This is a genomic window from Pseudomonas silensiensis, assembly GCF_050434865.1.
Classification (GTDB): domain Bacteria; phylum Pseudomonadota; class Gammaproteobacteria; order Pseudomonadales; family Pseudomonadaceae; genus Aquipseudomonas; species Aquipseudomonas fluorescens_W.
This window is the reverse complement of sequence record NZ_JBNDJH010000016.1, coordinates 84,598-102,922: the sequence shown is the minus strand read 5'-3', so window position 1 is coordinate 102,922 and position 18,325 is coordinate 84,598. Positions and strand designations below refer to the sequence as shown.

Annotated in this window: 10 protein-coding genes; 7 read left to right on the top strand and 3 right to left on the bottom strand. The window is 57.9% G+C overall.

The genetic code is table 11. The features are described from left to right. Positions 1-6: 6 nt before the first annotated feature. The 6 genes from QF010_RS22045 to QF010_RS22020 all read left to right on the top strand — a co-directional run bounded on the left by QF010_RS22045 (position 7) and on the right by QF010_RS22020 (position 8,745). Complete coding sequence (locus tag QF010_RS22045; protein ID WP_033059583.1) at positions 7-1,215, top strand: DUF3426 domain-containing protein; 1,209 nt, start codon at positions 7-9, stop codon at positions 1,213-1,215. Between the two features lie 185 nt (positions 1,216-1,400). Then, positions 1,401-2,411, top strand: coding sequence for a tRNA dihydrouridine synthase DusB (gene dusB / locus QF010_RS22040; protein WP_429533950.1), 1,011 nt, complete (start codon positions 1,401-1,403; stop codon positions 2,409-2,411). Further along, positions 2,408-2,728, top strand: a complete 321-nt coding sequence (gene fis / locus QF010_RS22035; protein ID WP_033059584.1) for a DNA-binding transcriptional regulator Fis — start codon at positions 2,408-2,410, stop codon at positions 2,726-2,728. The genes dusB and fis overlap by 4 nt, the downstream gene beginning before the upstream one ends. 81 nt (positions 2,729-2,809) lie before the next feature. Beyond that, positions 2,810-4,417: a bifunctional phosphoribosylaminoimidazolecarboxamide formyltransferase/IMP cyclohydrolase gene (gene purH, locus QF010_RS22030; protein WP_033059586.1), complete on the top strand. Its 1,608-nt coding sequence runs from the start codon at positions 2,810-2,812 to the stop codon at positions 4,415-4,417. Between the two features lie 155 nt (positions 4,418-4,572). Then, on the top strand, positions 4,573-5,868 hold the full coding sequence (gene purD, locus QF010_RS22025) for a phosphoribosylamine--glycine ligase (protein ID WP_429533949.1): 1,296 nt from the start codon (positions 4,573-4,575) through the stop codon (positions 5,866-5,868). A 99-nt stretch (positions 5,869-5,967) separates the two neighbouring features. Then, on the top strand, positions 5,968-8,745 hold the full coding sequence (locus QF010_RS22020) for a hybrid sensor histidine kinase/response regulator (protein ID WP_429533948.1): 2,778 nt from the start codon (positions 5,968-5,970) through the stop codon (positions 8,743-8,745). Between the two features lie 15 nt (positions 8,746-8,760). Here the strand turns inward: QF010_RS22020 and QF010_RS22015 are convergent, their stop codons facing one another. Together QF010_RS22015 and QF010_RS22010 are read right to left on the bottom strand one after the other, a co-directional pair. Further along, the gene (locus tag QF010_RS22015; RefSeq protein WP_033059590.1) at positions 8,761-9,483 is read right to left on the bottom strand and encodes a hypothetical protein; all 723 of its coding nucleotides are present in this window, start codon (positions 9,481-9,483) and stop codon (positions 8,761-8,763) included. A 55-nt stretch (positions 9,484-9,538) separates the two neighbouring features. Beyond that, entirely contained in the window at positions 9,539-10,330 is a 792-nt protein-coding gene (locus tag QF010_RS22010; RefSeq protein WP_033059592.1) for a hypothetical protein, read from the bottom strand. A 254-nt stretch (positions 10,331-10,584) separates the two neighbouring features. Between QF010_RS22010 and QF010_RS22005 the strand changes: the two genes are divergently transcribed. Next, entirely contained in the window at positions 10,585-11,181 is a 597-nt protein-coding gene (locus QF010_RS22005; protein ID WP_007937197.1) for a MarC family protein, read from the top strand. A gap of 21 nt (positions 11,182-11,202) precedes the next feature. Here QF010_RS22005 and QF010_RS22000 read toward each other — a convergent pair whose 3' ends face one another. Continuing rightward, entirely contained in the window at positions 11,203-18,291 is a 7,089-nt protein-coding gene (locus QF010_RS22000; protein WP_429533947.1) for a TcdA/TcdB pore-forming domain-containing protein, read from the bottom strand. Positions 18,292-18,325 lie beyond the last annotated feature (34 nt).

The following is an 18,325-nucleotide window of genomic DNA, read 5'->3' as shown; positions in this document are numbered from 1 at the left end:
CGCCGCATGACCGACAGCTTCGTCACCCAGTGCCCGCATTGCCAAACCAGCTTCCGTGTCAGCCATGCTCAATTGAGCGTGGCCCGCGGGGTGGTTCGTTGCGGCTCGTGTTTGCAGGTGTTCAACGCCGCCAAGCAGCTACTTGAGCAACGGGCCGGCAAAGACGCGATCACGCCGCAGGTCCCGGCCATCGTCGAACCGCCTGAGCCGCGGGCCATCAGCCAAAAGCAATGGAGCGCCGCCGAGCTGGATCTGGACAGTCTGGACCTGGACGAAGAACTCGCCCGCCTCGAACAACGGGAGATCCAGCCGACCACGGAATTCGGCCGTCAGCGCGAAGACAGCCTGAGTGCCAGCCGGGATACCGTCGAGCACGAAGAAGCGCCGTGGCCCGACAGCCTGTTCAGCGAATCGGCCGCCGATCGTGCGCAGACCTCTGAAGCTGACTTGCCGGAGCTGGAACTCGATCCGAGCAAATACTCGCGCACCGAACCTTCGCTGTCCCTGGAACCGGTGGAACTGGAAGACGAGTCTCTGCCGCCACAATTGCGCCTGCACGACCCACTCGACGCACCGATACATCACGAACGCCTGTCGGCGACCGATGACATCGACGACGACCTGCCCTCGATCGAGCCTGTGCGCAGAAAGCGTGAGCCGGCTGTCCGCGCCGAAGCCCTGCAAGACCTGACCGATGACCCACTGCAACTGGACTGGCAAAAGCGCCGCTCACCCTGGGGTCGCCGATTTTTCTGGCTGCTGCTGATCCTGCTCGGCGTCGCCGCGCTCGCCGGCCAGTACATCGCCTACCATTTCGAGGAGCTGGCGCGTCAGGACCAGTACCGTCCGTGGTTCCAGCAACTGTGCCCGCAAATCGGCTGCACCGTGCCATCCAAAGTCGACATCGCCAAAATCAAAAGCAGCAACCTGGTGGTCCGCAGCCACCCGGAATTCAACGGCGCACTGGTGGTCGACGCGATCATCTACAACCGCGCGCCCTTCTCCCAGCCTTTCCCGCTGCTGGAGTTGCGTTTTGCCGACCTCAACGGCCACCTGATCGCCAGCCGTCGCTTCAAGCCCGGCGAGTACCTCAACGGCGATCTCGAAGGGATGGCGGAGATGCCTCCGCAAACGCCGATCCACATCGCACTGGATATCCTCGATCCAGGCTCCAAAGCGGTGAACTACAGCCTGAGCTTCCATTCGCCCGAGTGAAACGGTTCAGTGTTACGGCTTTGACGGCATATTTCTGACTTTGACCGCTTACACCAAACCGCTGGCGATAACAGAATAACTGTTCAGATTTTGTTCAATTCAGCCTTTATCCAGTCATCGAGAGCGGGTATCATGCCAACCCTTTTTCGAACTCTCATGATCCGACCCCACAACAGGGAAGTCCTATGTCGGCGGTACGCATCGGTCCTTACACATTGCACAACGGCTTGATTCTCGCCCCGATGGCGGGGGTCACAGACCAACCCTTTCGTCAGCTGTGCAAGCGACTGGGCGCAGGACTTGTAGTCTCGGAAATGGTCACCAGCGACATGAGCTTGTGGAACACCCGCAAATCGCGGATGCGCATGATCCACGAAGGTGATCCCGAGCCCCGCTCGGTACAGATCGCCGGTGGTGATGCACAGATGCTGGCGGATGCGGCCCGGGCCAACGTCGAACTGGGCGCACAGATTATTGATATCAACATGGGCTGTCCGGCGAAAAAGGTCTGCAACAAGGCCGCCGGGTCCGCACTGTTGAAAGATGAAGCATTGGTGTCCGAGATCCTGCAGGCCGTAGTGGCTGCGGTTGATGTGCCGGTCACCCTGAAGATCCGTACCGGCTGGGACCGGGACAACAAGAACGGCCTGACCGTGGCGAAGATCGCCGAGCAGGCAGGCATTACGGCGTTGGCGGTTCATGGCCGCACCCGTGCCGATCTGTACACCGGCGAAGCCGAATACGACACCATTGCCGCGATCAAGCAGGCCGTGTCGATTCCGGTCTTTGCCAACGGCGATATCGATTCGCCAGAGAAGGCCCGGTACGTGCTCGATGCGACCGGTGCCGATGGCCTGCTGGTAGGCCGGGCCGCCCAGGGGCGGCCATGGATTTTTCGTGAGATCGATCATTTTCTGCGTACCGGCGAGAAACTCCCGGCACTGGGACTGATCGAGGTGGAACGCATTCTGCTAGAGCATCTGGCTGCGCTGCACGTCTTCTATGGAGACGTCATGGGCGTACGCATTGCTCGAAAGCATGTGGGCTGGTATCTCGCAACCTTGCCGGGCGCCAGGGAGTTTCGCGCCCACTTCAATCGTTTGGAAGATACGGAAGCACAATGCGCCAACGTTCAGGGCTTCTTCGCCGAACGTTACAAGAGCCTGACAGGGGACGGAGACGAGGTGGCCGCATGACGATGATGACCGAGACTTTAGTGAGTGGAATAACACCCGTGAGCGACAACGTGAATTTGAAACAGCACCTCAATACGCCGAGCGAAGAAGGTCAGACCCTTCGCGGGAGTGTCGAGAAGGCGCTGCACAATTATTTCGCCCACCTTGAAGGCGCTGCCGTCACGGATGTGTACAACCTGGTGCTCTCCGAAGTCGAGGCTCCCCTGCTCGAGTGCGTGATGAACTACGTCAAGGGCAACCAGACCAAGGCCAGCGAGCTGCTCGGGCTGAACCGGGGCACGCTGCGCAAGAAACTCAAGCAGTACGATTTGCTGTAAGCATTCAATCAAACCAGAAAGGCGCCCGCGTAAAAACGGTCGCCTTTTTTGCTGACTCCTTTGCTTTTGATGGAAATTGAAATGACCGACCAGACTACCCGCCTGCCGATCCGCCGCGCCTTGATCAGCGTTTCCGACAAGACCGGGATCCTTGAATTCGCCAAAGAGCTTGAAGCCCTGGGTGTCGAGATCCTCTCCACCGGCGGAACGTTCAAGCTGCTGCGCGACAACGGTGTTGCCGCAGTGGAAGTCGCGGATTACACCGGTTTCGCAGAAATGATGGACGGTCGGGTAAAAACCCTGCACCCGAAAATCCATGGCGGGATCCTCGGTCGTCGCGGTATCGACGACGCCATCATGAACGAGCACGGCATCAAGCCGATCGACCTGGTAGCCGTCAACCTGTACCCGTTCGAAGCCACCATCAACAAGCCAGGCTGTGACCTGCCGACCGCGATCGAGAACATCGATATCGGCGGCCCGACCATGGTCCGCTCCGCAGCCAAGAACCACAAAGACGTGGCCATCGTGGTGAATGCCAGCGACTACGCCAACGTCCTCGAAAGCCTCAAGGCCGGCGGCCTGACCTACGCTCAGCGTTTCGACCTGATGCTCAAGGCCTTCGAACACACCGCCGCCTATGACGGCATGATCGCCAACTACATGGGCACCGTGAACCAGGCGGCTGACACCCTCAGCACCGAAGGTCGCAGCGAATTCCCGCGCACCTTCAACAGCCAGTTCGTCAAGGCCCAGGAAATGCGCTACGGCGAGAACCCGCACCAGAGCGCGGCGTTCTACGTGGAAGCCAAGCCTGCCGAAGTCGGCATCGCCACCGCGACCCAACTGCAAGGCAAAGAGCTGTCGTACAACAACGTGGCCGACACCGACGCTGCGCTGGAATGCGTGAAGAGCTTCGTCAAACCGGCCTGCGTGATCGTCAAGCACGCCAACCCGTGCGGCGTGGCCGTGAGCCCGGACGCCGAAGGCGGTATCCGTCAGGCTTACGAACTGGCCTACGCCACCGACACCGAATCGGCATTCGGCGGCATCATCGCCTTCAACCGCGAGCTGGATGCTGAAACCGCCAAGGCCATCGTCGAGCGTCAGTTCGTCGAAGTGATCATCGCCCCGTCCGTCAGCGAAGAAGCTCGCGCCATCGTGGCTGCCAAAGCCAACGTGCGCCTGCTGGCCTGCGGCGAGTGGTCGGCTGATCGCGCTGCTGCCTGGGACTACAAACGCGTCAACGGTGGCCTGCTGGTACAGAGCCGCGACATCGGCATGATCGGTGCCGACGACTTGAAAGTCGTGACCAAACGCGCTCCGACCGAACAAGAGATCCACGACCTGATCTTCGCCTGGAAAGTCGCCAAATACGTTAAGTCCAACGCCATCGTCTACGCCAAGAACCGTCAGACCATCGGTGTCGGCGCTGGCCAGATGAGCCGCGTGAACTCCGCTCGTATTGCTGCGATCAAGGCTGAACACGCTGGCCTGCAGGTGGCCGGCTCGGTCATGGCATCCGACGCGTTCTTCCCGTTCCGCGACGGCCTGGACAACGCTGCCAAGGTCGGCATCACTGCGGTGATCCAGCCAGGTGGCTCGATGCGTGATAACGAAGTGATTGCAGCGGCTGATGAAGCTGGCATCGCCATGGTCTTCACCGGCATGCGCCACTTCCGTCACTGATACGACGATCAACTGTAGGAGTGAGCCTGCTCGCGATAGCGTCCTTTCAGACACATTGATTCTGACTGTAACGCCGTCATCGCGAGTAGGCTCACTCCTACAGAAAAGCATCTCTGCGGTGCTCCACAGAATTAGCGTCATCCGAGGTTTTTGAAATGAATGTTTTGATCATTGGCAGCGGTGGCCGTGAACACGCCCTGGCCTGGAAAGTGGCTCAGGATCCGCGCGTGCAGAAAGTTTTCGTGGCTCCGGGCAACGCCGGCACCGCCATTGAAGCCAAGTGCGAGAACATCGCTATCGACGTGTTGGCCCTTGAGCAGCTGGCTGACTTCGCCGAGAAAAATGTTTCCCTGACCATCGTCGGCCCGGAAGTGCCGCTGGTCGCTGGTGTCGTCGATCTGTTCCGCTCCCGTGGCCTGGATTGCTTCGGTCCGACCGCTGGCGCTGCTCAGCTGGAAGGTTCGAAAGCCTTCACCAAGGATTTCCTGGCGCGCCACAAGATCCCGACCGCCGACTACCAGAATTTCACCGAGATCGAGCCTGCCCTGGCTTATCTGCGTGAAAAAGGCGCACCGATCGTGATCAAGGCCGATGGCCTGGCCGCCGGTAAAGGCGTGATCGTTGCCATGACGTTGGCCGAAGCCGAAGACGCCGTGCGCGACATGCTCGCGGGCAACGCATTCGGCGACGCCGGTTCGCGCGTAGTGATCGAAGAGTTCCTGGATGGCGAAGAAGCCAGCTTCATCGTCATGGTCGACGGCAAGAACGTATTGCCGATGGCCACCAGCCAGGACCACAAACGCGTCGGCGACGGCGACACCGGTCCGAACACCGGCGGCATGGGTGCTTACTCCCCTGCCCCGGTCGTGACCGCGCAAGTGCACAAGCGCGTCATGGACCTGGTGATCTGGCCAACCGTGCGCGGCATGGCCGATGAAGGCAACGTCTACACCGGTTTCCTGTACGCCGGCCTGATGATCGACAAAGCCGGTAACCCAAAAGTTATCGAGTTCAACTGCCGTTTCGGCGACCCTGAGACCCAACCGGTGATGCTGCGTTTGCAGTCGAGCCTGGTGTTGCTGGTCGAAGCGGCGCTGGCGCAAGCCCTGGACAAGGTCGAAGCACAATGGGATCCGCGTCCGAGCGTCGGCATCGTGCTGGCGGCTGGCGGCTATCCTGGTGACTACGCTAAAGGCGTTGCCATCAACGGTCTCGATGCAGCTGCAGCACTGGAAGGCAAAGTCTTCCACGCCGGTACTGCACTCAAGGACGGTCAAGTGGTGACGGCCGGTGGCCGGGTGCTCTGCGCCACGGCAATGGGTGCCAGCGTCGATGCCGCTCAGCAGCAGGCTTACAAGCTGGCGGCCAAAATTGACTGGGAAGGCTGCTTCTATCGCAAGGACATTGGCTACCGTGCCATTGCCCGCGAGCGTGGCGAAAATCAGGAATAAGAACGCCATTCGGCCAGGCAAGGGCTTCGGGCCCTTGCCGGACTATTCCGGTGCCGCGCATAGTTATATTCTGGCATTAACCTACGAAGGGATTTCGCCGTGCGCTGGCTCAGGATTGCCATAGGATTCACCGTCACTCTGCTGACCTTGCTCTGCATGATGCTCCCGGCCCAGGCCGCGCAAGGCAGTGGCTGGGCGGTATTGCTCGACGAACAGGGTGACCTGCAGCTCAGCGACATCCGTTCCGCTCGCTACACCAATCAATTCAGCCCCATTGAACTCGACCGCCTCACTGCCGCCGAGCCCGATGGCGCGTTATGGCTGCGTTTCAGACTCGCTCCCGGCAAGCATGAACAGTTGCTGCGGGTGTTCGCTCCCGACCTGTCGCACCTCAATCTGTATGTGCTGGACGGCGACACGCTGATCGAGCAACTGAACACCGGCACCGACCAGCCCCAGGCTGAACGGCCACTGCCCAGCCGCGACTTCATGTTGCCGCTGCCGCAAAACGAAAAACCTCTCGACGTTTACCTGCGACTGGTCTCCGATCATCAGTTGCGGCCTTACATCACCCTGCAGTCGGCGGTCATGACCGCGGCCAATCAGAATCAGACGCTGATCTACGGACTATTGTTCGGCTGTATCTCGATGTTGATCCTGCACAGCCTCGTCCGCTACGCCTATACCCGCTCACGCAGCAGTCTCTGGCTGGCCGGATGCGAAGCATTGTTGATGCTCAGCCTGTTGCTGTTGCTGAATCTGGCAGGACCTTGGTTACCGGACTGGCACGCAGTACAGACACCCGGCGCCTACCTCGCCTTGCTGCTGACGGCGCCGTGCGGCCTGATGTTCGCCTATCGCTTCTTCGCCCCACTCGGCCCGCACCCGCTGAACAAGCTGCTGCTGGGGGACATTCTGTTCATCGTGGTCTGCGGCTTGCTGCTGTTGTTCGTCAACACGCTGCCGCTGAACATCATGACCTACGCCCTGGTCGCCCTGGCAGGCCTGAGCATGTTGTTCGTCAGCGCCTATCACTGGCAAAAAGGTTATCGCCCGGCGCGCCTGTTCGTCGCGGCGATGGTGGTGTTCAACATTGGCACCCTGATCATGTTGCCGGCACTGCTGGGGCTGACCCTGGTCGCACCGCAGGGCTTGATCATGACGCTGCTGGGGTTGATCTGCATCAGCGGCGTGTTGATGAGCATTGCACTGAGCGAACGTCAGCGCCGCATCACCGAAGACCGTTTCAGCGTCAGCCGCGACCTGGCCGCCAGCAACGCCGAGATCAACGCCAAGGCCGAATTCCTGGCAAAAATCAGCCACGAAATCCGCACCCCGATGAATGGCGTGCTGGGCATGACCGAGCTGCTGCTGGGCACGCCGCTCTCGGTCAAGCAGCGCGACTATGTACAGACCATCCACAGTGCCGGCAACGAACTGCTGACACTGATCAACGAGATTCTCGACATCTCCAAACTCGAGTCCGGGCAGATCGAACTGGACGATGTGCAGTTCGACCTCAACGCACTGATCGAAGACTGCCTGAGCATCTTCCGCGCCAAGGCCGAACAGCAGAACGTCGAGCTGATCAGCTTTATCCAGCCGCAAGTGCCGCGCGTCATCAGCGGTGACCCGACACGCCTGCGCCAGACCCTGCTGAGCCTGCTGGAAAACGCCCTGAAGAAAACCGACGAAGGCGAAATCCTGATCGTCGTCGCGCTCGATGAGCGCAGTGCCAAACCGCGTTTGCGCATTGCCGTGCAGGACAGCGGCGAGCCGATGGACGCCGAAGAGCGCGACGCATTGATGCACGCCGAACTGCACAGCAAGCACTTCCTCTCGGCCACTCGTCTGGGAGGCAACCTGGGGCTGGTGATCGCCCGTCAGCTGATTCGCTTGATGCAAGGGGAGTTCGGGGTCAAGAGCGGCGCCAACCAGGGCAGCACCTTGTGGCTGACCCTGCCGCTGGACCCTGACCGCCTCGAACACCCGACGTCGGACCTTGATGGCCCGCTGCAGGGTGCACGAGTACTGGTGGTGGACGATAACGACACGTGTCGCAAAGTGCTGGTGCAACAGTGCAGCGCCTGGGGCCTGAATGTCAGCGCCGTAGCGTCCGGCAAGGAAGCGCTGGCGCTGCTGCGCACCAAGGCTCACTTGCGCGATTACTTTGACGTGGTCCTGCTGGACCAGAACATGCCCGGCATGACCGGCATGCAACTGGCCGCCAAGATCAAGGAAGACCCGAGCCTGAACCACGACATCCTGCTGATCATGCTCACCGGCATCAGCAATGCGCCCAGCAAGATCATCGCGCGCAACTCGGGGATCAAACGCATCCTCGCCAAACCGGTGGCCGGCTACACCCTCAAGACAACGTTGGCCGATGAACTGAACCAGCGAAACAAGGGCCTTTCCATCTCGCAGCACCTGCCCACCGGCCCGACCTTACCGGTGAAGGTGCCAAGTGATTTCCGCATCCTGGTGGCCGAAGACAACAGCATCTCGACCAAAGTGATTCGCGGCATGCTAGGCAAGCTCAACCTGCAACCGGATACCGCCAGCAATGGCGAAGAAGCCTTGCAGGCGATGAAAGCCCAGCGGTATGACCTGGTTCTGATGGACTGCGAAATGCCGATCCTCGACGGCTTCTCCGCGACTCAGCAATTGCGTGCCTGGGAAGTCGGTAATCAGCGGATTCGCACCCCCGTGGTGGCGTTGACGGCGCACATCCTCGCCGAGCACAAAGAACGTGCACGCCAGGCTGGCATGGACGGGCACATGGCCAAACCGGTCGAGCTGTCGCAACTGCGTGACCTGATCGAGCATTGGGTGGCCCAGCGTGATCAGCAGAACCGCACGGCCTCGACCTTTTGAGCAGGCGTGTGGCCCTCAATCTGCTGCGCAGATCCCTTTGTCCGAACCTTCATCGGTCAGTGTCAACATCGCAACGTTGTCCTCAAACCTGTCTTTGACTTTCAAGGCAATGGCGTCCCGCACGGGGCCGTAAAGCGTTTCGGATAGGTTGGCATCGGCGTAGCGCATGCAAACACTGCCTCGTACATCCTTAGCCTGATAGCGCTGGGCCAACGGGTTGGAGTCGAGGACCTGGTCAGTCTTAAGGTTCATGTACACACTTGTGATGGATGTCGGCGTGTACGCTACAACCACTAGCAAACGCACAGCCATGGCGGGTGAAAGCACATCCCCCGGCTCTCCCGTGGAGATTTTCTGCATGTGCCCACGCAGCACCCCCATTGCGGGTTCGGTGCCGGACAGCCTTGTCAGCCGCTGCAACGTTGCAGCCGCTGCGCCTCTTTTGTTCACAGCATCTTTGAACATCGATGAAATGACCCAGTCACCGACACACTCGACGCTATCTTGTGCAACAGGCCATTCCTGTCTTGCTCTTGAATATCGCAGCCAGTAGTCATCCAGAAATTCCACATAGGCGTTGTACCAGTCGATATGTGGCTCTTTTTCAATCTTCTTGTTGGCAACCAATTGCGCCAACAACAGGGAGTCGATTAAGTCACTATAACGGCTCAGCTCATGCGCTGCAGGAACTAGCAAGACACCCGCCCCAACGACCAACAAAGAATACTCGTCACTCATATAAACTCCGCGACAACAAAAAGGCAGCCGATAATCGACTGCCGATTTAAATCAGTTAGACGTCAATATTTGCGATTTGATCTTTATGCGGGATCAGCTTGCTCTTGACCGATTCACGAACTGCGTCAGCAACGAATGTATTTTTGGCAAATACCGTTTCGCCGCGATACAGGCTCACATTACGGACATCCACATCAACGAACATCACTTTGGTCGAGTAGTTCTTGCGAAGAAAACGCACTGTACCGACGGCCATGATGCCCTCACCTTCGACTTCGACACACGCGCCGGCCGAGATTCCGCCTACGCCCTGTTCCAGCAGATTTCGCTCATAAACAGTCAGGGCAGCCGTGTCACGCTTTTGCAGGGCAGCGATCGCATCCCCCGCGACCTTGAGCATCAACGCGGTCGACGGACCAGGCAATGCAACGCCGGCAACCACCGAACCGAGAATCTCCAGCACCAGTTTGTCCATCCGCACGCTGGTGCCCTCGACTTGCAGGCCATTGTAGTACTTGCTGACAGGCGTCCAGCCTGCGATTGTCATGACTTCCCGGAACCTCAAATACCACTCTTTGCCCTGATGCTCTTGCGGGTATTGTTTGTTCGCTGCACGGGTTGCAAAGAGAAAGGCGTTTTCAGCATCCGACTTGTTTTCGACACTGAGTTTGCCAGCAAAGCCCAATGCGCCCTCGCCCACAATAGAGCCTTTCGACGGCGCTTCAATCTCGTCGCCCACAACCTTCATGCCACGAGGACGAATAATCACCTGCTCATCGAGCTCACACTCTTCAATCGCTTCAATACAGGCCGAAATATAACTTTCACGAATAGCTTTATTGTACATAACGAATTCCTTTTTAAAATGCCAGACAAATTCCTCATGAACTTGCGATAAAACAATAACCAAACAACCGAACAACGACAAACTCAAATCTGTAACATCAAACCCAACTAAACCATACAACTTACAAGACGCCCACCCGACTATAAAAACGCCCAACAGAAAATTAATTGTCGCGTACGCCGCAACTCAAATCCCCAAGCAACTAACTGACTGATAGACTCCCCGTCATCCCTCTCCTGATGCGAGCCGAAACCATGCTCCACGTGTTGTTCAGCGTTTACCTGAAGATGCTGGTGCTCTACAGCCCGTTCTTCGTGTTGTCCTGCTTCATCAGCCTGACTCGCGGTTATTCGCGCAAGGAACAACGCCGACTGGCCTGGAAAGTGGCAACAGCCACCCTGGTCTCCAGCGTCTTGCTGTACCTGTTCGGGCGAGTGATTTTCAGTGTCTTCGGCATCACCGTGGACGCGTTCCGCATCGGTGCCGGCAGTGTGTTGTTCATCTCGGCGCTGGGCATGGCCCAGGGCAAGTCGGCCGTGCAGACCGACAACGTGCAGCAGGACGTGACCATCGTCCCCCTGACGATTCCCCTGACGGTCGGCCCCGGCACCATCGGCGCCTTGCTGGTGATGGGCGTGAGTCAGCCGCATTGGGACGACAAACTCACGGCCATTCTCAGTATTGCCCTGGCCAGTTTCACGGTCGGCGTGGTGCTTTATCTGTCCAACCGCATCGAGCGGATTCTCGGTGACCAGGGCTTGCAGATCGTCAGCCGGTTGATGGGGTTGTTTGTGTGCGCGCTGGCGGCACAGATTATCTTCACAGGTGTGAAAGGTTACCTCGTGCCATAAGCGGCCAAGAGAACGCTATGTCTAAAACGCCGGTTCTGCGATGACTTCGACCTGATCATGCGACATCAGCTCATTTAACGTGGCACTGCCGGCAGCGCCCTTTTGCCTCACCAACTCGGCCACTATTTCCGATACCGGACACGATCGATAACCACTGAGCGCAAGAAACACATCACCGCGCAACGTCACATCCGATGAGTAAACTCCGCGAAAGATCAGGCTGTGCCCGCTGTCCGAGCCATTCATCACCAAGTGTTCGTCGACCAGGCTTACCCACAACTGATCCATTACCGAGGCGTCCAGAATCAGCTTGCCCGGAACCGAGGGCCGGTGATCAAGCGGGTATCGGCAATCGACAATGACCGATTCAAGCTTCAACCATGCAGCTTTGGTCAGCCGACAGGTCGTTGAACCTTGACCCAGTTTGAGCACCAGGATGCTGACATCATCGGCAATCAACGGGAGCAGGTCCGTATGCGTTTTCGCTCCCTCGACCACCAGTATTTCGGCGTTTCGCTCGACATAGTCGAAAGGCCCGACCCTGCTGTTTTGCGGGTAGGTGTGCAAAAAACCATCCCCGCGATCATGCAACATCACATTGGTTTGATGCCGGGTGCCGACGAGCGTGAATTGCGCAGCAACAGAGGTCTTCGGAATGCGGATCAACCGTCCGGTGCGGACCACGTACCACCGTTGGTAGTCGGGGTCTTTGACGAACAGAAAATCGGCGCATCGATGTTCGTTCGCCAGCGCCGCCAGACCCTCACTCAATTCACCTTCCAGTGCAGCGACCCAATGGCTGTTGACGCCCGTAATCCGTACCGGTTCGTTGTGCTGTAAATCCACCTCTACGCCTTCAAGCGTCGTTGCCCTCAGGCCAGAGCCTTCCACTGTTACGTCGCTAAAGGTCCAGCTCGCCCATTCCTGCGTCGGGGCTGGTAATGCCTCAGCCACTAACAGTTTCGTTCCCTCGGCGAATGCGGTGCTCAAGTGGTCTGGATCGATAAAGCCCTGACGGACAATCTTGCCGGTTGAAAGATCAAACAGCCAGGTGGCCTGATTGTCTGGAGTAATACTCAGCAAACGTACTTCTTTGCCATACCCTATTTCAGCGAGCAGCAGCCGCCCTCCCAGGTACCAGGCGCACAAACCGCCCTTGAAACCGGCCAAACCCAGGATGGCAAAACTCGGCACCGGGTATTGCAACGCAACCGTTGCCAGCGCCGACCACCACTGGGTTTTATCCTTGAACCAGTGCTCGGTCAGCCCGCCAAACCTCAGATTCCCGTCCGGTGTAATGTCAAAGAACAGACCAGCGTCGGTCAGGGCGAGATAGTCCCGTTCAACGGCGATAACATTGTTCAACCCAGGGGGGGCGATTTCTCTGGACGACCATTGTGCGCGACCCTCCACCATCGACCTTTGCTGTCGCACGAGCCTTGCGTGAGGCTTGTCGTAGGTAATGAACACTTCACCCTCGGCACCGGCAGGGGCGATGAGTAGAAGATCATTCAAGGCCTTGATCGAGTCTGCCCATCCCCGCTCGCGGTGACGCCTGGCAGGCGCACGAATAATCAACCCGTCACCGTTGCGCACCCAGACCATATCCCGCCACGTGTCATCGATCTGCCAACAAATCGAAACCAGTGCACCGGGACGCCAGTTAACGGTATTGGCGGACTCTGCCAGCAGCACATAGTCGCCCAGTACCTGCTTCCAGTCAGTCAGCGTGTCAGCCTCCAAAACAGCCTGCAGCGCAGGATCCTGACAGAGGGTGATCGAACTGAGCAACACGGCCCGGTCATGGATCACATAGGTCAGTTCATCGCGATGGCCGTCCTTTCCTGTGAGTTGCTGCACGATCTGAATGCCGCCATTGGTCACAGCCTCGCAGCGGACAATTTCCAGGTCGTCTCTAATCAGCAAACGATAGCGCTGAACCAGCGTGCCGGTGTTCGCATCGACCTGCCAGACATAGAAAGTCTCGGGGTGATAGAAGTAAGCCGAACCCTCCACCACTGCCCCTAACACGGCCTCATCGGCCAACAGTTCATTCGGGTCGCGGATGTACAGAAAACGATCCTGTGCCGAGTCGTAATACGCGACTACCGTCCTGGGTTCGTCCGGCTTTTCGAATGGCACCACGAAGTTACGAACGGGGGTGTAAGACGTGGCCAGACGATGTTCATGGGTCAGTGTCTTGAAGTGATCCAGCAACGCTTGTTCCCCGAGGGCCGGATTGGCCTCTTCTTCGACAACCTCCAGCCGCCGGGCAGCAAGATCTACAAGCACGATTTTGTTACCCGCCAGCTTCAGCAATACATGGTGAACGCCACCGCCACTGAACGTCACATCCAGCGTCTGGGAAACAAGGCGTCCCCCCGCTTCTATCTGGATGTCTGTCTCCGCCAGCCAAGGCGTCAGCAGCACCCATTGCATGGCAGTGTGACCGGGTGCGGCGAGCTCGAGGCTCACCCCGGGATTGAGCAGCATGGAACATTGAGCGCCTGCGCCTTCTATCCGGTAGGACACCAGGCCATGCCACGCCTTCGGCAGCGCAGGTACCGCCAGTGAACGCTCGACGTTATCGAGACGTACATTGAATACCGTTGGTTTGTAGACCGGGTTCAGCCGGTTGACCACGTACTCGCCAGGAAACGAATAGAACGAAAACAGAAACTGCCATTGCCCCTGTTCGTTCTTTTTCTCCAGTCGACGTGCCGTGTCGTACCCGCCGGCATGACGAAATGTGACAAACGGCAGCAACTTGTATTGGTAGCCGTACCAGGTCCTGGGTCTGCAGGGCAGAACGATTGTCTGTCCGACCTGTGGCGAGAAACGCGCCGAGTCCGGCAACTCAAGGCCCTGACGAATATCGGTGGCCCGGTTGTAATCCACATCGAAATCCGGAACCCCGAAATGGTCCCGAAGCGGGAACAGTTTCGGACTGTCAAAATGGACGGTGGATGCGCGCAAATCCAAATCGGCAAACACCAGCAAGGGTTGCGCAATCCAGGCATTCGACGCCTTGTCCAGATAATAGCCGCCTTGTTCATACGCCTTTTCAAGCCCATCAAAAAACAGCGCGACCTCCTTGGCTTCCTCCGCAATCGTCGCAAAACCTTCGGCCAGCGCCGTAACGCCCACCGCCAGCCCGCCCAGAATCACCCCGACACCCCCAAGCACCCCGGCCACTGTACCTGCGCCAGCCAGTGCCGCACCCAGGCCGGCTGCGCCTACCACGGTACTCACGTAGTCAAAGGCCAACTGCGTTCCGAACTGCGCCTTTTCAATGTCATTGGTGGCGTGGCTTAACTGATAAATATCAAACCCGACATTCACCATCCCCAGCACAGTACCGACGCCTTCATTGGCGATGTGCCCCAAGGCCTTTTGCACCAACGGTGCGCTGGTATGGGCGATCAGCTTTTCATCGTCCAGTGCCTGACGCACCAGTTTCACAACGCCAATCAAATCCACGACATTGCCATGGGCCAGCTGGGCATAGTTGACGTAGGCATGCAGGCGAATGGCGGTGGTCAGGGCCTTGTCACCACCGCTCGCTGCACTCTCGTGATGACGCAGCGCATTCATCAGGGCCTGTATGGTGAAACCGGCATTTAGCGTATGAACGCTGCCGGCGTCCGTCGGATCATGCGAATTGACCGGTGCACGCGGGCGACCGGCTAACGAATGGAAGGTTTCCGAGAGGAAGTTTTTAATCCTCAGGAGTCGATGATCATCGGTGGTCACACGCACAATGCTCTTCGCGGCATCGGTGTTGACCAGACTGATTTTGTATTCTCCTGCCGGGGTTATCTCCAGCGTCTCGAACAACGCAACAGCGCCCGGCGGCAACCCGTGTTGCTCCTGCAACTGCCGAGTCGCCTGCGCGATCTGCCCACCCCACCAGTGCGCGTCCAGTTCCAGCAATGAACTGCCCAGCACCGCATTGTTGACCAGCGACTGCCCACGGGCGCTGGCCAGCCGTTGTCTTACCCGAGGCGCCTGCTCAGGCAGGCTGCCCGACTCGGAAAGACTGGACACCTGGACACCCGACGACAGCACCCTTTCATTGAGTCGGGTAGCGTCGATTTCAATCAAATCAAACGTCGGACGCGCAGGCTCTCCATAGGCTGCGTAGTGCCTGGCCATTTCCTGTCGAACGAAAAAATGTGTCAGCGCTTCGCTGAACGCTTTGGCGGAATCAAATTCGAAAACACCAAAATTCGGATCGTAGAAATGGTACGTGCTGCGCCCGCCATTGGACGTTTTGGCCACCAGCATGGAATGGTTGTCAGAGTTGAGCATCAGCGTGCTGGTGCCGTTTTTTCCTTCGAGCGTCGCAATGACTTGCGTCAGATCGGAACGCACCACCGCCCCACCCAGGTCATGGATGTCGGTATCGCGTAAATCTTCGAGAATGCTCACAAACGCCTTGGAATCGCTGGTGTCGGGTTCAATGACCGCCAGGTAGAACCGCTCACGCAGAATGTTGGCCGCATCGCTCCCTTTACTCATGGCCGCTGCCATGGCCAGTGCCAACGGGTAACAACGCCCGGCGATACGGTCACCGGCCCCCTGAAGCAACAAGTCCTGCGGGACCAACTTGAAACTGCCGTGATTGAAGCTTTCCAGCACATCGGTCATCCGCTCGCCAATACGGTCACGGAATTCGAGTTTTGCTATCTGCTGAATACGGGCAACCTGGCGCCCCCATTGCAGCAAAGTCAGTGACTGCCCGAGCGCCTGCTTCTTCAGCTCAATGCTGGTCTCGGACAACGCTACGGTGGGCGTCGAGGCACTGGCCAAACCCGCCACGAACGCTGGGTGATTTTCTTTAAACAGCTCCCGTTCAATAGCCCCGTAACGGTGAGACACGCCCAGTTCAGACACGTTGTTGGCGAGGTTTTCCAGCCGCGCGCTGACGTAATCAAAGTTACGCTGATCCATGGCCCTAGCGCCCAGCAACGAACCGATCAATAACCGCTGCAAGGGGTCAAGCTGTTCAACCTGCAAAGCACCTCGACCTATTCGGTGAAGCAATTCATCCAGGGGTAAAGCCGCTGTTGCCGGCTCACCGACTAACGACGGCGGTAGCACGATTTCCTGCGCGAGGATAGATTGACGCTCGTCAAAACTCAGCTGCAACGGCTTGTCGAAAGTCACCCCACCAGTGGTCTGCTGACTCATCGCACGCAAAAACGGATCGCCAAGCTGCTGCGCTAGCGACTGCAGCAATTCGGTCGACAACACATGCCGACCTTCAATGACGGGCCAGCCATGGTCGAAATGGATCGTCTGACTCTTTAACAACTGATCCACTTTGCCCACGTAACGTGCTTTGAACTGCCCGGCTTCCCAACGTTGTTTTTCTTTAATGAGCCATTGGGCTGTGTCGCTTTCGTTTTCTTTCCAGGAGTGGTCCAGCTCCTCCTCGGTGGCCCGGTTCACCGTTGCGGCGGCGACAATAGCCACATCCGCTCGCCAGGCGTCAGATGCACGAGGGGTGAAATGCATTTTTGCGTAGTCCGCGATTGCATCGCGCATCGCCGCAGGCCCGGTCAGATAGATGGTCACTTCGCTCTGAGGGCGGATGCCGTCGCTGTAGTAAATCGCTGCGGCTTCAACCAGAAAACTGAGCGACAGCTCTTCTTCCGGCGACAATTGGTGCATGGGACCAAATTTTTTCTCGACGACTTCCAGCGCAAGACCACTCATGGCCTCGGCGTCGATAAAGGCGACTTGCCGCTCCATGGCCAAGCGGGCCGTCGCATCGACAATCTCGTAGTTGCGTTTGAAGCGATCGAGAACGGCCTTCAACATCGCCGACCCGGGATGCGCCATTAGAAACGCATTACTCAGGCTGTTCTGTTCGGCAATCGCTCGCAGTCCGTTCGGACGAACGAGGCGTTCTGCGGGCGCGTGAAAGACGCTATTCAAATCCGGGCGACTTTTAGCGAAACGCTCCAGTGCCGGGCGATGTTCTTTGGGGATTAGCTCAACGTAGCTTGTGTACTTACTTTTTAACGCCTCACGACCTGGCATCCATTCCGGGTTGTGATTAAGCAGTAACTGCAACACGCCCAGGCGCGCATCGCTACCAAATTGACTGATGTCCACGTCGCCCAGCTTCTCCAGAAGGGGGGGCAGGTTATCGACATCCGCATAACTTCCGCCTTCGCCCCTCAATGCCTCGATGCGCACAACATCGGAGGCGGCGGCAAAATTACCACGCAGGCTGATTTCCCGATCGTAAATAGCCTGCAAGTGCAGCGGCGTTACATTCTGCGCAAGATCGCAAAGCTCTACACCGCCCTCGCCCAATGCCGAAATACTCTGACTGTTTTTGTCCCTCAAGGCGTTCAAGCGCGCTTCATTCTGGCCATAACCACGCACCAGAAGATCAATGCGGGCGTCATCCGCTTTAATTCCGTGCTCAACTGATTTTTTGATATGCGCGAACATTTGTTGCTTGAGGACGATGGCCCGCGCCTCATACTTATCGCCAAGTTCAATCGCCGATTGACTGATCAGACCACCGTTAACCATCGCATCGGCCTTCGCGGCCTCGACAATGATGCGGTTGGTTTCATAGGCCAACAATGCATCGCTGTCATACCAGAGTTTAACGGCATAGTCTTGCTCGACCAGAACCTTCTTCCAGACATTAATGTAGTCGCGCTGAATGTTCCCCAGGCCACCTCCCAGCCAAACGAAGTGCATATTCTTCGGTACTTCGGTTGCTACGGCAGTCAGCTGTTCGATGCTGTCGGACAGGCGTGCGTGAAAGCCTTCGACCCTGTTGCTGATTTCAGCCAGGCCCGGAGTGGCAGTGCCCTCCGGCGCTGTTGACGGTTCCACCCCCGCCGCACGTCGACGCCGGCGCGTGGGTTCAACAAAAGTCTCAAGCGCCTCGCGCAGCAAACCCAGCGGTGGAAGCATTCTCGGAAAGTCGAGTAAGCCGATACACGCGAAGTAATACCGAAATACCGCGTCGTACTTGTCGGTACCTTTATGTTCCTGCAATGCCTGCTCAAGATCAGACAATTTAAAAAGATCAATAAAATTGACGTAGCCGTTCACACGGCTAACTGCTTGCTCATCCATAAATTACTTCCCTGTAAAAATTAAATGCTGGCAA

What these genes read in the sequence shown, in the direction of transcription:
- purH (WP_033059586.1), top strand. Translation starts at nt 2,810, where the DNA reads ATGACCGACCAGACTACCCGCCTGCCGATCCGCCGCGCCTTGATCAGC.
- QF010_RS22045 (WP_033059583.1), top strand. Translation starts at nt 7, where the DNA reads ATGACCGACAGCTTCGTCACCCAGTGCCCGCATTGCCAAACCAGCTTC.
- fis (WP_033059584.1), top strand. Translation starts at nt 2,408, where the DNA reads ATGACGATGATGACCGAGACTTTAGTGAGTGGAATAACACCCGTGAGC.
- QF010_RS22010 (WP_033059592.1), bottom strand. Translation starts at nt 10,330, where the DNA reads ATGTACAATAAAGCTATTCGTGAAAGTTATATTTCGGCCTGTATTGAA.
- QF010_RS22005 (WP_007937197.1), top strand. Translation starts at nt 10,585, where the DNA reads ATGCTCCACGTGTTGTTCAGCGTTTACCTGAAGATGCTGGTGCTCTAC.
- QF010_RS22000 (WP_429533947.1), bottom strand. Translation starts at nt 18,291, where the DNA reads ATGGATGAGCAAGCAGTTAGCCGTGTGAACGGCTACGTCAATTTTATT.
- dusB (WP_429533950.1), top strand. Translation starts at nt 1,401, where the DNA reads ATGTCGGCGGTACGCATCGGTCCTTACACATTGCACAACGGCTTGATT.
- QF010_RS22015 (WP_033059590.1), bottom strand. Translation starts at nt 9,483, where the DNA reads ATGAGTGACGAGTATTCTTTGTTGGTCGTTGGGGCGGGTGTCTTGCTA.
- purD (WP_429533949.1), top strand. Translation starts at nt 4,573, where the DNA reads ATGAATGTTTTGATCATTGGCAGCGGTGGCCGTGAACACGCCCTGGCC.